At 36.8% G+C, this 15,144-nt stretch carries 6 protein-coding genes; all 6 read left to right on the top strand.

Annotated elements, in window-relative coordinates; genetic code table 11:
- The first annotated feature begins 230 nt into the window (after window positions 1-230).
- The 6 genes from A4F88_RS10290 to A4F88_RS10265 all read left to right on the top strand — a co-directional run bounded on the left by A4F88_RS10290 (window position 231) and on the right by A4F88_RS10265 (window position 14,787).
- Entirely contained in the window at window positions 231-1,862 is a 1,632-nt protein-coding gene (locus A4F88_RS10290) for a hypothetical protein (RefSeq protein WP_068842526.1), read from the top strand.
- Window positions 1,863-1,948: 86 nt separating this feature from the next.
- Window positions 1,949-6,040 (top strand): two-component regulator propeller domain-containing protein, encoded by a 4,092-nt coding sequence (locus A4F88_RS10285; RefSeq protein ID WP_068842525.1) that lies wholly within the window; start codon window positions 1,949-1,951, stop codon window positions 6,038-6,040.
- A 213-nt stretch (window positions 6,041-6,253) separates the two neighbouring features.
- Entirely contained in the window at window positions 6,254-9,256 is a 3,003-nt protein-coding gene (locus A4F88_RS10280; RefSeq protein ID WP_068842524.1) for a SusC/RagA family TonB-linked outer membrane protein, read from the top strand.
- Window positions 9,257-9,273: 17 nt separating this feature from the next.
- A complete protein-coding gene (locus A4F88_RS10275; RefSeq protein ID WP_068842523.1) occupies window positions 9,274-10,791 on the top strand; it encodes a RagB/SusD family nutrient uptake outer membrane protein in 1,518 nt (505 codons plus the stop codon).
- A 280-nt stretch (window positions 10,792-11,071) separates the two neighbouring features.
- A complete protein-coding gene (locus tag A4F88_RS10270) occupies window positions 11,072-12,250 on the top strand; it encodes a glycoside hydrolase family 88 protein (protein WP_068842522.1) in 1,179 nt (392 codons plus the stop codon).
- Between the two features lie 116 nt (window positions 12,251-12,366).
- Window positions 12,367-14,787: a glycoside hydrolase family 2 protein gene (locus A4F88_RS10265; RefSeq protein ID WP_068842521.1), complete on the top strand. Its 2,421-nt coding sequence runs from the start codon at window positions 12,367-12,369 to the stop codon at window positions 14,785-14,787.
- Window positions 14,788-15,144 lie beyond the last annotated feature (357 nt).

The following is a 15,144-nucleotide window of genomic DNA, read 5'->3' as shown; positions in this document are numbered from 1 at the left end:
ACAAAGGCACAAAGGCTCAAAGCTTTTTATTTTAAGAGCAAGTGACAAAAGGATTTAGAAAAAGTCTCATGCAAATTCTAAAAGATTTAAGCTGATTTAATTAATAAAAGTATAAATAATCTCTGCGTAATCTGCTTAAATCTTTTAAAATCTGCGTGAAATAAAAAAAACTTTGAGCCTTTGTGCCTTCGTGGCAAACCTAAACTAACCCTAACCAAATAACCACAACCATGAATACCCAAACCTTTATTATTTCCTGTGGCCTTTTTATAAGTAGTATTGTTATGGGCCAGCAAACACCAAAAATACTCACGGATTCCAAAACAAATTACCTGCCTGATTTTAGTTATGCCGGTTACCATTTTGGAGAAAAAAAACTTCCTGATGCTCAGGGAAAAATTATCAATGCAACAGATTATGGTGTAAAAGCCAACGATGGTTTAGACGATTCAAAAGCTTTATTAAAAGCTCTAAAAGCCGCAAATGCGGTAGATGGAAATGTCATTTTGCAATTGCCTGCCGGACGTATCATTTTAAGTGAAATTTTATATATCGAACGAAGCAATTTTGTACTTCGTGGTGCAGGTTCTGATGAAAATGGAACAGAACTCTATTTTCCAAGGCCTATGATGTATCTTAAAGATCCTGAATCGCTAGCCGAACTTAGGGAATATTTAACCACATTTGATAAAAGACAACGCGAACCCGAAAACAATGTCGATTTGCCTTTCTCTCAATATGCCTGGTCCGGCGGATTTATCTGGACACAGGTTCCTAACGAACGTGTAAAATCGTATCTGGACCAATACGAACCTACACCAAATCCTTTGGCTAAAGTAAGTTCCGGAACTATGGGCGAACATATTATAACCGTTTCAGAAGTAAAAGGCTTAAAAGTGGGCGATATTGTCGAATTGGAGTTGTTTAATAAAGATGGTGAAAATGGCGAAATCATCAAAGATTTATACAAAGGCGCTAACGTAAAACCGGGTTCTCATCATTGGAAATTCCCGAAACTTCCTATCGTACGACAACAAGTTGAAATCACAAAAATTTCAGGTTCTAAAATAACCATCAAAACACCTTTAACCATTTCGGTCAAACCGGGTTATCAGGCTCAATTGGTCGAATGGAAGCATTTAGATGAAGTTGGAATCGAACACCTGCGTTTTACATTTCCTGATATTCCAAGAGTGGCACATCATGTGGAACCGGGCAATAACGGAATCTTTTTAACACGTCTTTTTAACAGCTGGGTCAAAGATGTCAAAATCACTAATGCCGACAGCGGAATTCTCGCCGAAGAAATCTCGAATGTAACAGTTCAGGATATTGTGACCGATGGAACACATATGGCACATTATACTGTGACTTTGGGAGGCGTGCATAATGTTTTGGTTAAAAATCTAAAAATCTACAACAAAACAGTTCATCCGTTAAGCTTTAACACCTTTGCGACTAAAAACGTGTATCAGGATTGTGAAATTTTTACAGATCCGCTTTTAGATCAGCATTCTGGAGCAAATCATCAAAATTTATTTGATCACATAACCGTGCATATAACTCCGGATAAGAACAACAACTATCTTTTGTTTGGCGGCGGTGGCGCTGATTACTGGAAACCTTCACACGGACCTTTCAGTACTTTTTGGAACCTGAATGTACAGATTGAAAAACCGGATACAAAACCGGTTGTACTGTACGGAATGAAAGACGGCCCTTTTGCCAGGATTATTAGCGTGAACGGAAACGCCAAATTCGAAGTAAAATATGAACCTGATGCTTATATTGAGTTTCTAAATACACCGCTGGACAAAGTTCCTTCGTTGTATGATTATCAATTGCAAAAACGATTAAAATAAGTTAAGCCTGCCACGAAGGCACAAAGACACAAAGCAAATAAATAAACTTTGTGGCTTTGTGACTTTGTGGCTAAAAAAACAACGCTATGAAATACAAAATAGCTTTTCTCGTAATCCTGTTTGTTTTTGGGAATGTATCTTCTCAAAATAAATACCACCTTAAAAATATCTCGACTACTGACGGACTTTCGCAGAGTTCTGTCATTGCTATTCATCAAGATAAATTTGGGCAAATGTGGTTTGGTACGCGTGACGGACTCAACAAGTATGACGGAAGTAAATTCACCATTTTCAGGAATGATGTTACCAACAAACATTCGATCAGCAACAACGATATTTTATCGATTGAAGAAGATAATACAGGTAAAATCTGGGTTGGTACATACAACGGACTTAACTGTTATGATCCTGTAAAAAATACTTTTACCAGATACCTGCACACCAAAAACAATCATACCATAAGCAGCAATGCCATTTGGTCGATCAAAGAAATTGGGGAGGAAATGTGGTTTGGGACTTCAAAAGGATTGACGGTTTATAATAAAAAAAGCAATCAGTTTATATCGGTTTTTCATTCAGATACAGATCCTACAACGGTTCCGAGCAATAATATTATTACCATTTTAAAAACCAAAAAAGGAGAAATCTGGATTGGAACCACAAAAGGTTTATGCCTGCTTACAAGCCGAAAAAACGGGAAATATGTTTTTAAAGATTATCCGCTAAATGCTGTAGATCAGTTAAATGTTCAGGCTATTGCCGAAGATGATTCAGGCAATTTATGGGTTGGAACAAAAAACAAAGGACTTTTAAAATTTGATAAAACAACGAATGCTTTTGTGTCGTTTTTATCTCCCGAAAACTATCGCGAAATCAATACTGATATTCGTTCTCTTGCCATCGACAATCAGGGTTCTTTATGGATTGGCGCTTACGACGGAATTTATATTTTGGGAAAAGATAAAAGCATTCAGAAAATAAACAATAGCAATAACAGCAACGGAATCGACAAAGTAAAATCGGTATTTATAGATCGAAAAGGTTCCGTCTGGATTGGCTGTTATTATAAAGGCGTGAACATTTGGGATATTTCGAATGTCAATTTCTCCAATTACAATCAGAATTCTAAAAAGATTCCGATGAGTTTTGATGTGGTGAGTTCGATAATTGCCGACAAAAATCAGAATGTTTATTTTGGGACCGAAGGTGGCGGTGTTACAATTTTCAACAGAAATACCGAAGCCATCAGTTATATCAACAGTAAAAGCGGGCAAACAGTTAAAAATGATATTAAATCGATGTGTCTCGCGAATGATATTTTATGGATTGGTACTTTTTCAAAAGGATTATCAGCTTATAATATCAATTCGAAAAGAATAGAAGATCAAAGAATTTCGGGCGAATTAAACACTCTTTTAAAAGAATCCGGTGTTTATTCGATCAAGGCAGAAGGCAATGATATACTCTGGATTGGTACTTTTGGTAAAGGTTTAATTCGCTACAATATGGCGGCAAAAACCTTTGAAATTATCGGGTATGACAATACAAAACCCAATTATCTCACCAATAATATTGTTCGAACCATATTGGTCGATCAGAAAAAAGGAGTTTGGGTAGGCACACAAAACGGGCTTAATTATATTCCGTTAAATACCCTGACACCTACTACCTACTCCATAAAACATTACTTTTTTGATTCTGTGTCATTGTCCGGCGATGACATTCTGACTTTGTTTCAGGACAGTCAAAAGAAAATCTGGGTTGGAACAAAAGCAAAAGGATTACATTATTTTGATGGTAAAAAATTCAATAAAATCAAGTTGAAAGCAGGCAATACAGTCATCACTTCGATACATTCTATTTTAGAAGATGATGACCAAAACTTATGGATTAGTACCAATCAGGGTATTATAAAATACAGTACAACGCTTAAAACAGTCGTGATTTATGATCAAAAAGACGGTTTGGCGAGTAATGAATTTAACGATAATTCGGCTTTGAAACTGGATTCGAATAAATTCTATTTTGGAAGTCCGTCCGGAGCTACTTTTTTTGACGCTAAAAAAATCAATTTAAACCAATATGCCCCGCAGGTTTTAATTACCAATCTAAAAATCAAAAACGAAACCATTCATCCAAATGATTCTGTTGGCATTTTAGAAAAAAGCATCGGTTACACCAAAACTATTACACTGGATTATGATAAGGCTAATTTCTCTATAGATTTTGCAATTCCTAATTACATCAGATCTAAAAATAACGAATACAGTTACCGCTTAACAGGACTGGAAAACAACTGGACTACCACTAAAAATACCGAAGCCATTTTTGCTATCCAAAATCCGGGTACTTATACTTTTGAAGTAAAAGGATCCAATAATGACGGGGTTTGGAATAAAGTTCCCACAACTCTTACCGTTATTGTAAAACCGGCTCCGTGGCGCAGCATCTGGGCATTTATATTCTACGGAATTGTAATTGGTCTGGCATTGTACGGTTTAATCTGGATTATGAAATCGAAAGCCAGACTGAAACAAAAACTGGAATTAGAATATCTGGAAACCAAAAGAATCGAAGAAAACAATCTTGCCAAATTAGATTTCTTTACCAATATCTCACACGAATTCAGAACGCCATTGACCTTGATTTTAGGCCCTTTACAGCAAATATTAGCCAATTACAACGGGACCAATGAAATGTACAAAAAGTTATTGGTGATCGAAGGCAGTGCAAATCATCTTTTAAGCCTGATTAACCGTTTAATGGATTTTAGAAAACTCGAAAATCATCAGGTTACGCTCGAATCTGCCGAAGGAAACATTGTAAAGTTTACCAAAGAAATCTTTTTATCTTTTATTGAATATGCTAAAGACGGCGGTTACAATTATACTTTTGAATCGGCTGAAGATGAAATTCCGGTGTATTTTGACCGTTATAAATTAGAACGTGTTTTTTATAATTTGATTTCGAATGCCTTTAGATACACACCAAAAGGCGGAAATATTCATCTTAAAATATCACACGACAACGAGAATCTGTTTATAGCCGTGGAAGATTCAGGTGTTGGAATTGCGCCTGAACATATCGATAAAATTTTTGATTTGTTTTTTGAAGTTCCGATGCACAACAACGTTCAGAAAAATTACAATAAAGGAACCGGAATTGGGCTTTCGATTGTAAAAAACATTGTAAAACTGCATAAAGGAAGCATTGATGTTACCAATAAAAAACCTGAAGGTGTAGTGTTTACTGTAACGCTTCCGCTTGGCAGGGCGCATTTACTGGACAGTGAAATTATTACCGATTTTAAAATTAGTGACGATATCGATCAATATACTGCCCAACTGGAAACAGCCGAAGTTACGGAACCGGAAGATATTGATGATTTTGTAGTAAACGAAGAAAAACAAACCATTTTGATTGTCGAAGATCATAAGGTTTTACGATCGTTCATGAAAAATTTACTCAAAGAAGATTATAATATCATCGAAGCAGAAAACGGAAAAGTTGCTTTTGAAAAAGCATTGCAACATGTGCCAAATTTAATTATCAGCGATGTGATTATGCCCGAAATGGTAGGAACTGAACTGTGTTCGAAAATCAAAGAGAACTTAAAAACCAGCCATATTCCGGTTATTCTGCTCACATCGAGAACTTCACTAGTCTATAAATTTGAAGGACTCGAAAGCGGCGCCGATGATTATATTAGTAAGCCGTTCAATTTAACCGAATTTAAACTTCGGGTTAAAAACCTGCTGAATTCAACCGAGCGTTTAAAAAATAAGTTCTCAAGCGAAGATAATTTCATTCCGTCAGAAATAACCGTTTCTTCCCTGGACGAAGAACTATTAAAAAAAGCCTTTAAAATTGTAGAAGAAAACATTTCGAACGAACAATTTGATATTCCGTTTTTCTGTACAGAATTAGGAGTAAGCCGCACCATGTTATTTTTAAAAATAAAAGCCTGGACGAATTTTACACCAAACGAATTCATTCATGAAATACGATTAAAACGTGCCGCTCAATTGTTAGAGCAAAACAAATTAAATGTCTCTGAAATTAGCTATAAAGTAGGTTTTAACAACCCAAAATACTTTAGTAAATGCTTCCAGAAAAAGTACGGAGAAACTCCTACTCAGTTTGCTGATAAATTTTTTAAATCTTCAGTAGTATTTTAGGGAATCCATTATTTTAAAAGGGTTAAAAAAGGGTATCTGTATTTTTAGATACCCTTTTTTGTATTTCTATATCGTTTGCGGATTCTATATTTGCCCATATGAAAATCAAAAAAACGAAATTTTTATTATTGCAGATTCTATTTATAATACTAATCATAGGAATGAGTTTATTGCTTTTTTATTTTATCTAACACTAACCTAAAACCAAAATGAATGTTCACAAACCAAAAATTTAAAACCCTTAAATGGTGTTTACTGGTTACTTTTTTACTGGTAAATATTGTGATGAATGCACAGGAGAGAAAAGTCACCGGAAAAATCACTTCCAGCGAAGACTTAATGGGACTGCCGGGTGCAAATGTTTATATCAAAGGATCATCTGTTGGCGGATCTGCGGATATGGATGGAAATTACACTGTAATAGTTTCTGAAAAAAATGCTGTCTTAGTTTTTAATTATGTAGGATATCAAACTGTCGAAGTTCCGTTAGGAAATAAAACTATCGTAAATGTAAGCCTGAAACCGGATACTAAAAATCTCGACGAAGTAATTGTGGTAGGTTACGGAACCCGTAAAAAGAGCGACATTACCGGATCAGTATCCTCAGTAACGGCAAAAGAACTTACGGCATATCCTACACTAAATGCAGAACAGGCTTTACAAGGTCGTGCAGCAGGAGTTTCGGTACAATCAAATAATGGTGGTGAACCGGGCGCTCCGGTAAAAATCAGGGTTCGTGGAGGAACCTCAATCAATGCCAGCGGAGATGCGCTTGTGGTAGTAGATGGTTTTGCAGGAGCTTCAATGCCGGCACCTCAGGATATTGCTTCTATTGAGGTTTTAAAAGATGCTTCGGCAACGGCTATTTACGGTTCAAGAGGTTCAAACGGGGTTATTATGGTGACCACTAAAAAAGGAAAACCAGGAAAACCGGTTATCGAGTTCAGCAATTCAACATCTGTACAATCCGTAAATAACAAACTGGATTTATTAGACGGAGATCAGTTTGTGGCTTACAGAAAGAGTTTTACAACACATACTTCCGGAGGAGCAAACACAGACTGGCAGGATGTAATTTATCGCGAAGGAATGATTTCGAATTCGCAATTATCATTTTCAGGAGGTTCAGATAAAATCAGATATTATGTTTCAGGAAACTACTTCAATCAAAACGGAGTCGTAATCAATTCAGGAATCGATAAATATACCATCGTAAGCAATCTTGAAGCTGATTTGTCAGACAAGTTTAAAGTAGGTTTGAATTTGTTTCAAAGCAAGCAAAACAAACAGGGAATTATTAGCCAGACAGGCGCCGGAGGAACTGGTGCTGCGGGTGTAATTGCTGCTGCATATCGTTTTATGCCGGATAAAGGAATTTATAATGCAGATGGATCTTATACAACAACTGCTCCAATTGGAGATGATATTGATAATCCATACGCAACGGCAATGGAAAACATTCTTGAAACGGTTTCTATAGTGAACCGAAGTAATTTCTTTGCTTCATATCAAATCACAAAAGATCTTAATTTTAAAACCACTTTAGGTTTAACCGATACCAACTCTCAAACCGGAAGATATATTCCGTCTACGTTGATCGCAGGAAAAAACATCAAAGGAGAAGCTTCTGTAAACAATACCCGATTTTCTTCTTTCCTGACAGAAAACTATTTGACGTTTAAACGTGAAATTATCGAAAAAGGAATTCTAACGGTTTTGGCGGGTTACTCTTATCAAAAAAACAAAAATGAACGCTCTTATGCTGCTTCAAGAGGTTTTTTAACCAATACCAATTCGTATCATAATTTAGGTGCGGGAACTGTGTATTTAAAACCGGAATCGAGCTTATCTGAAACCGAATTAATTTCTGCTTTCGGAAGGCTGAATTTTGATTACGACGATAAATATTTGTTTACGTTTACAGCGCGTCGTGACGGTTCTTCAAGTTTTAGTAAAAACTACAAATACGGAACTTTTCCTTCGGGAGCTATAGGATGGAATATTGGTAAGGAAAACTTTTTAAAAGAAAACAAAACCATTTCGAACCTTAAATTAAGAGCCAGTTACGGAGCAACCGGAAACCCTTCCATCGACGCCTACTCTACACTATCAAGATTTTCTGAAGTTTATGATGTAAGTGGTGATGTCATTGTAAATGCGGTTCAGCTGACTTCGCTGGATAACCCTAATTTGAAATGGGAAACATCTTATCAACAGGATTACGGAATTGATTTAGGTTTGTTTGATAACCGAATCAGCATTACTGCCGATTATTATAAAACGATTACTAAAGATTTATTGTTCAACAGACCTTTACCGGGAATTTCAGGAATTGCTTCACAACTTCAAAACGTTGGTGAATTAGAAAACAAAGGCTGGGAACTGGGTATTAATTCTAAAAACTTTATTGGAGCAGATTTTACCTGGTCAACAAGTTTTAATATTTCATCAAACAAAAACAAAGTATTGAAACTGGCTGATAACAAAGATCTTTTAATCAACTCTACGCCTGGACACTTCCTAGCAACAGAATCTCAGATTTTAAGAGTAGGTCAACCGGTTGGTTCTTTCTTCGGGTTTGTTTATGATGGCGTAATTCAACAGGGAGAAACTGTTTTACCGGGGAATTTTGAAACTACTCCGGGTGGAGAGAAATTTAAAGATGTAAATGGCGACGGAAAATTAGATTCGAATGATAAAACCATCATCGGAAACCCAAATCCTGATTTCATCTTTGGATTTAATAACGATTTCACTTATAAAAACCTGGATCTGAACATCTTCTTTCAGGGTTCTGAGGGCAATCAGATTTTAAACTATACTTTAATGGAACTGGCTTCAGGAAACAACAATGCAACAACAGAAGTTCTGGATGCCTGGACGCCAACACATACAGATACCAATGTGCCTATAAATGCGGCAAGAACCAAAAGAGTAACTTCAAGATTTGTTTATGATGCCAGTTACATTCGTTTAAAAAACATTTCTCTTGGATATAGTTTAGACGATAAAATTGTTTCGAAAATGGGATTGAGCAAAGTTCGTTTTTACATCAGTGCACAAAACTTATGGACAATTACAAAATATCCGGGTTCTGATCCTGAGGTAAATTACCTGAACGATAACAATGCCAGAAGTAACACCAACTTAGGTCTTGATTACGGAAGTTACCCGAACGTGAGAACTTTCACTTTTGGTTTCAATTTAAAATTCTAGTTTAAAAAAATTATATCATGAAAAAATATATAGCTTTTCTGTTCCTGGGAATATTCGCATTTGGATGTTCAGATTTAGAAGAACATCCGGTAGGCGTTATTCGTCCTGAAAACTTTTTTAATAATACAGATGACTTGCAAGCCGCTGTAAACGGGGCTTTTGCTAACATTGCCCACAATAATTACTGGGGAAGAGAATTTACCATTGCCCTAATGTTACGTGATGATATGGCAGATATTGGTGACAGAACTACTCAGGCAGCACGTATCGATGTAAATGATATGAGCATGAACGATACCAATGCGCTTGTTGCCAATTTCTGGCCACAATCGTATATCATTATTACCGCAGCCAATCAGGCCATCGCCGGAGCCAAAAAAACACCGGGAGATCCTGCAAAAGTAAATGCTATTGTGGCTCAGGCTTATTTTGCAAGAGCTTTTGCTTACTATCATTTAGTTCGAATTTTTGGAGATATTCCGTATGTTGATTTTGTTGTAAACGATGTATCGCAGGTTAACTCTTTAAGCCGAATGAAAGAGGCCGAAGTATACCCAAAAATCATTGCCGATTTAGAGTTTGCCAAACAATGGCTGGAAGATAAACCAAAAGTAAAAGCAGTTCCCGGAAAAGGTACCGCAGCAGGATATCTGTCATCTGTTTATTTAACTTTAGGCAACTACCAAAAAGCTTATGACGAAGCTAAATATGTGATTACAAACGAAGCCAAATTTGGTTTAGGTTTAGATGCAGATTTTCAGGATTTATTTAATGCTACAAAAACAGCTTCTCTAAAAGAGCCTTTGTTTACCGTAGATTTCAACAACTTAGTTTCAGGAAACTACGGTCAGGATTATACTGCATTTTTTACAGGATCATTAAAAGATGACAGTTATAGCTACGGACAAGGATTCTCTGTTGCCGTTCCATCATTAAAAGTATTCAATACCTGGGATCAGAGAGATTACAGAAGAGCCGTAAGTTTTGATACCATTATCAGAAAGAAAACCGGTCCGGGCGGAGCTTTGCAAATATATCCTTCAAGCGATAACGAAAAAGCACCACGTCCGCATATTGCAAAATATTTCCGTTTTCCGGGAAAAGCAGGTGCTAACGGAAGAACCTCTCAGCACAACTACATTACGATGCGTTTTGCAGAAGTATTGCTGACAGCTGCCGAAGCTTTAAACGAAATTACTCCGGGAACTACAGAAGCTGACGGATATGTAAACCGGGTACGTGCCAGAGCGAGAAACAAAGCCGGAAAACTGGTTTCATTTCCTGCCAATGTTACGCCGGGATTATCTAAAGATGCTTTTAGAAAAATGGTAATTGAGGAGCGAAGATTAGAACTGGCTTTTGAATATGTGAGATGGTACGACATCAAAAGACTTAAAAATGGTCCCGAAGTATTTGGTCCAAATGGTTTAGAACCACATCCAAATTTCGATCCAAACAAAGATTATTTATTTCCGTTACCGGGAACAGAGTTAGCCATCAATCCTAACTTAAAACCAAACAATCCTGGTTACTAAACATCAGATTAGTTAATCTATTGGGTGTGATTATTTTAAACAGATAGAAACATAGATTTTTGTTTTAAATTTAAAGAGTCAGGAAAATGATATATCATTTACACATAGCTATGTGTTTTGAAATGAGTAAACGTCTTTTTAAGCTATGAAAACTATGTCAATATGTGTTGAAATTACACGCAGCAGGTTACATTAATTAGTATGAAATCGCCATGATTCTAAACAGTAACATGAAGAGTGGCGATTCCTTATTCCATTACAAAACAAATAGTACCCGCATATGAACAGAGTTAGTTTTTTTACTTTAATTCTAGGATTTGCATTGTTGGCGACAGCGTGCAAATCCGGAATTAATTCTCAACCCAAAAATACTGCTGCAACGGCAGCACATCTTCTGGAAACCCGATACAAAATGCTGTTGGATTATCCTGTTGATTCGATGTCAATACCCAGAAGTATGGATATTAAAACCAATCAAATAAAGAAAGTTCCATCAAGAGACTGGACAAGCGCATTCTTTGCCGGAAATCTTTGGCAATTGTATCGCCTGACAGGAAATGCAGCCTATAAAAAACAGGCTGAAAAATGGACGCCTTTCAGTAAAAAAGAAAGTGTAAACCGAGGCTCACATGATGTTGGCTTTAAAGTATATTGCAGTTATGGTGAAGCTTTAAAAGTCGAGAACAAGCAAGAATACAAAGATGTAATCATCAAGGGGGCTGAAACTTTATGCACCCGTTTTGATCCAAAAGTTGGTGCCATCAGATCCTGGGATTTCAATAAGGAAATTTGGGATTATCCTGTGATTATCGATAATATGATGAACCTGGAATTACTTTTTGAAGCTACGAGATTATCAGGCAATAAAAAGTATGAGGACATTGCCATAAAACATGCCAATACCACATTAAAAAATCAATTTAGGGCAAACAACAGTTGTTACCATGTTATAGATTATGATCCGGCTACCGGAGCGGTCAGAAAGAAAACCACACTTCAGGGCTATAATGATGATTCGGTTTGGGCACGCGGGCAAGGCTGGGCAGTTTACGGATTTACCATGTCGTATCGATACACTAAAGATCCTGCCTATTTAAAACAAGCCGAAGCTACAGCTCAGTTTTTTATGAAGGATAAAAATCTTCCTGAAGACGGGATTCCGTATTGGGATTTTAGAGATCCTGCTATTCCAAATTCGGCACGGGATGTTTCTGCTGCAACTGTTATGGCTTCTGCATTGTACGAACTGTATGGTTACACAAAAAATAAAACCTATTTGGCTTTCGCCGATAAAGTAATCGCGACTTTACATTCGGGTACCTACATTTTAGATCCCAAAATAAACGCGCCTTTTATATTCGGTCACAGCACCGGAAACTGGCCAAAACACGACGAAATCGACGAACCTATTATCTATGCCGACTATTATTTTCTGGAAGCATTACTAAGAAAAAAGTAACAAAGGTATATGAGGTACAGAGGGGTAAAGTTACAAAGGCTCAAAGGTTTTCAGCCTTAGAACCTTTGAGCCTTTGTAACTCTGAACCTTTGAACCTAAAAAAAAGCTTATAAGCGATGAAGAACCCACTGTACCACTATAATACATTTTTATTTTACACACTTTTTGTTTTTTTTCAGATTTGTCCGGGCAGCGCTTTTGCCCAGACAAAGATGAATATCAACGACAATTGGCTTTATCTGGAAAATAATACTCCGAACCTTAACGAAGCGCAAAAAAATACAAACTGGACATCCTTAAACTTACCACATACCTGGAACGCCGAAGATGCAACTGATTTAAATCCGGGTTACAGACGTGATGCAAGCTGGTATCAAAAAAAGCTGAACATTGCCAAAATCGATCAAAACCAGCGTTACTCTTTATATTTTGAAGGGTCGAATGTAACCACAAAAGTATACGTAAACGGTAAAGAAGCCGGCGGTCATATTGGCGGCTACATTGGTTTTACAATCGATATTACCTCTTTTATTAAAGAAGGTAACAACGACATTTTTGTTCGGGTTGACAATAGTTATGATATCGAAATTATTCCGTCCCAAAAAAGCGATTTCTTTATTTATGGCGGGATAACACGTGATGTGTGGTTGCTGTCTAAATACAAAAATCACATTGAGAATTTAAAAATTGCAACTCCCGAAGTTTCGGCAAAAAAAGCTTCTTTAAACATTGTAGCTTCAACTGTAAATCCTGAAAACACAAAAGACTTATCGTTAACCGTAATCCTTAAAAACCCTAAAGGAAAAAAGATTGCAAGTAAAACGATTCCGGTTTCGGCTAACACTACTACGATCAAATTTGAAAACCTGAAAAACCCGGAATTATGGGATACTCAAAAGCCAAATTTATATCGTATATCGGCTATTTTATCAGAGAAAAATCAAATCAGGGACAGTGTAAACGAAAAAGTAGGTTTCAGATGGTTTGAGTTTAAAGATCATGGTCCGTTTTACTTAAACGGAAAACGATTACTGATTCGCGGTACACATCGTCATGAAGAACAAGCCGGAGTTGGCGCTGCCATGAGCAATGCACAACATCGTGCCGATATGGAATCTATCAAAAAAATGGGGGCCAATTTTGTTCGTCTGGCACATTATCCGCAAGATCCTGAAGTTTACAAAGCCTGCGATGAACTGGGTTTATTGGTTTGGGACGAATTACCCTGGTGCCGTGGCGGAATTGGCGGTGAACTCTGGCAAACCAACACTAAAAATATGCTGGCGGAAATCATTAATCAAAATTACAATCACCCCAGTATAATTATCTGGTCTTTGGGTAATGAAATGAACTGGTTACCTGATTTTCCTGATGGTGATAATACACAAAGAACAAATGTTTTTTTAACTGAATTAAACGACATTGCACACCAACTTGATCCAACACGCAAAACAGCCATTAGAAAGTATTACGAAGGTTCACAAATTGTAGATGTCTTCTCCCCTTCTATCTGGTCGGGCTGGTATTCCGGAAGTTATAAAAACTACCAAAAAGCAATCGATGTTTACAAGAAAGAATACAAACATTTTATTCACGCCGAATATGGCGGGGACAGCCACGTAGGACGTCATAGCGAAAACCCAATTACAGGCGAAAACATTATCAAGTCTGAAGGCTGGGAAGAAGCTATTGTACAAACCAAAGTGGCCAATATTGCACAAATTGGCGATTGGAGCGAGAATTATATCGTTGATTTATTTGACTGGCATTTGCATATATCCGAGAATGACCCAAATTTTGTGGGAAATGTTCAATGGGCATTTAAGGATTTTGCAACGCCGTTACGTCCGGAAGACGATATTCCGTACATGAATCAAAAAGGATTAACAGACCGAAACGGAAATCCAAAAGATGCCTATTATGTTTTTAAAAGTTACTGGAGCGACGAACCTTTTACTTATATCGAATCGCATACCTGGACAGAAAGACAAGGACCTGAAAATACACCAAGAACCCTGAGCGTTTTTAGCAATTGTGATAAAGTGACTTTGTACCATCAGGGAAAATCGCTTGGAGAAAAACAACGCAACCTTTCGCTATATCCCGCAAATGGCTTAACTTGGGATGTGAATTTTTTAAAAGGTGAGAATACTTTGATAGCGATTGGAGAAACCAAAAACGGAAAAAAAGTTTCGGATACTATAAAAGTTAATTATCGTTTCAATAAAAATGACACGGCAACTTCATTACAATTGTCTTACGAAAAATTAAAAAACGGCAATTATCTGGTAACGGCAATTGCGATTGACAATAACAATTTGCGTTGTCTGGATTATGAAGAAAGCGTTTATTTTCAGTGTTTGAAAGGCGGAAAAACCATGAAAAGTCAGGGAACTCCAACCGGAAGTGAATCGATAAAAATGGCAAACGGAAAAGCTTCTATCGAAGTAGTTCCGGATGGATCAGGCGCTCCTATTGAAATGACGGCATTAAACCAGAGTTTTAAAGGAGAATATTTAAAGATTTTAGTTCATTAAACTTAACCGCAAAGCTTTATACAAGGAACGTAAAAATTTTTGTTTCCCGCAAATTTTGCAGATTAAGCAGGTTTTTTAATATCATACTTAAATATGGTTTATCATTTCTACGGAAGAGATCCGAGCAATAATAAAGAGCCGAAAATATTGTTATGAAAATGATTGTCCTAGCCCCGATAGAAGTGAAAATCCTTTTGTGGCGGGGTTCGCCACAAAAGATTGAAACGGATAGCGGGATTAGCTCCTAAAAATAAAGATTTGCTTTTATCATAGAAATCGAAATGATAAACAGGAGAACAAATCTGCAAAATCTGCGAGAAAAAAACTTCATCGCATTATGAAAAATAATAAAAACAG

Source organism: Flavobacterium chilense (assembly GCF_001602525.1).
In the GTDB taxonomy this organism is placed as follows: Bacteria; Bacteroidota; Bacteroidia; order Flavobacteriales; family Flavobacteriaceae; genus Flavobacterium; species Flavobacterium chilense.
Note: the sequence above shows the minus strand (reverse complement) of the source record. Positions and strands in the feature narration are given on the sequence as shown.